This window comes from Eudoraea sp. (assembly GCF_049669105.1).
GTDB lineage: Bacteria > Bacteroidota > Bacteroidia > Flavobacteriales > Flavobacteriaceae > Eudoraea.
In genome coordinates this window covers 1-1,721 of the sequence record NZ_JBATKE010000095.1, presented here as the reverse complement: position 1 = coordinate 1,721, position 1,721 = coordinate 1, and the positions used below count along the sequence as shown (strand labels likewise).

General features: G+C 36.5%; 1 protein-coding gene. It reads left to right on the top strand.

Annotation, left to right across the window (positions count from 1 at the left end; all coding sequences use genetic code 11):
• Window positions 1-60: 60 nt before the first annotated feature.
• A partial coding sequence (locus tag WBM60_RS08050) for a molybdopterin-dependent oxidoreductase (protein ID WP_424282949.1) occupies window positions 61-1,721 on the top strand: 1,661 nt, incomplete at its 3' end.

Sequence of the window (1,721 nt, the reverse complement as noted above, 5' to 3'; positions counted from 1 at the left end):
AATGAAAATCATGTTGCGACTGAAGGATTTTCTTGTGTAAAGGGCTTATACCAGCATGAAATGTATCAATCACCTGATCGGTTAAGGTATCCTTTAAAACGTCAAAATGATGGTACGTATACGCGAGTTTCATGGCCTCAGGCGATTCAAGAAATAGGAGATAAGGTAAAACAATTACATAACGAGGAAGGCGCAGACGCTATAGGTATGTATGTTGGAACAGCAGCTGGTTTTAGTGTATTACATCCTGTTTTTGCTCAGGGTTTCATGACCGGATTAGGTTCTAAAAGCATGTATAGTTCATCTACACAGGATTGTTCTAATAAATTTGCAGTTTCAAAACTAATTTATGGGTTTCCATTCACACTTCCTTTTCCAGATTTAGATCATATCAATTGCCTTATCATCGTTGGAGCAAATCCAGTTATCTCAAAATGGAGTTTTTTACAGGTACCAAATCCTGGTAAAAAATTAAAAAAGCTCGAAAAAAGAGGGGGTAAATTATATATCATAGACCCTAGAAAAACTGAAACAGCAAAGGTTGTTGGAAATCATTTATTTATTCGTCCTTCAACTGACGTATTTTTTTACCTTTCTTTTCTCCATGAACTCATCAATCAAAATGGCGTTGACTATAAATTTGTTGAAGATCATACAGTCGGAATAAAAGACATAAAAGATTTAGTCAAAGATTGGTCTCCGGAAAAAACAGAAGAAGTTACCCGAATAAGAGCTATAGATTTAAAAGAAATGGTTCTCAATTATATTCAGGCAGATGGGGCAGCATTATACTGCTCCACCGGAGTGAATATGGGAGGTTATGGATCTTTGGCATTTTGGCTGCAAGAAGTAATAAATGCTATTTCTGGAAATTTAGATAAGAAAGGAGGAACCTTAGTAGGAAAAGGAGTGATGGATTTTATAAAATTTGGCGTTAAAAATGGCATCCTAATGCGCACGGATAAAAGTAGGGTTGGAGGCCTGACTTCTGTAAATGACTCCTTTCCTGGTGGTTTATTGGCGGATGAAATTCTAACTCCAGGCAAAGGACAATTGAAAGCACTCTTTGTGACCGGTGGAAATCCGTTGATAACCATGCCCAATTCACAGAAATTGAAAACGGCATTCCAAAAATTAGAGCTTTTAGTAACTTTAGATATATACCAAAACGAAACAAGTTCTGAGGCACACTATGTTTTACCATGTACGGATCCTTTGCAACGCCCTGATCTTCCATTTATATTTCCTCTAATGCTTGGTCTTCAGCAAAAACCTTATATGCAGGCTACAAAAGCAGTGTTAGATCCTGAAGGTGAACAACGAGACGAAAGCTCCATTTATTTAGATTTGGCGAAAGCATGTGGAATGCCCTTATTTGGGTCGAAAATAGCTCAGTCGTTTTTTATGGGGATACAAAAATATCATACCAGAAAAAACAAAAAAGACTTGCCAACCTTACCTCAAGAAGCTTTACTAAATGGTTTATTGCGACTTACCAGGCAATCTTCTTTTAAAAAAATTCAGAAGAATAAAAATGGAATTTTGAGCAAAGAACATGACCCCGGAAGTTTTATTCCAAAAAGAGTAATGACACCTGATAAAAAAGTGCATTTGGCTCCCAAAATCTTGATGGAACAATCGCAAAAACTTAGCATGTATTTTGAAACTGAAAAAGTGAATGCGCATCGCTTTAAATTGATTACAAAACGTGCTGTTACCAC